General features: G+C 62.7%; 1 pseudogene. It reads left to right on the top strand.

The features are described 5' to 3' along the window. Positions 1–204 (top strand): annotated as a pseudogene (locus AC0QH1_RS30465) (WD40 repeat domain-containing protein); the annotation flags it as partial.

Below are 204 nucleotides of genomic sequence, written 5' to 3'. Positions count from 1 at the left end.
CGATAACACCCTGAAACTGTGGGACTTGGCCACTGGGTCGGAACGGGCCACCCTCACCGGGCATAGTGCCCCGGTAAATGCAGTGGCCATCACCCCGGACGGCACTGGGGCGGTTTCTGCATCATGGGATAACACCCTGAAACTGTGGGACTTGGCCACTGGGTCGGAACGGGCCACCCTCACCGGGCATAGTGCCCGGGTAAG

The sequence above is a fragment of the Phormidium sp. CCY1219 genome (genome assembly GCF_055795085.1).
This window is presented reverse-complemented; position numbering and strand designations above follow the sequence as displayed.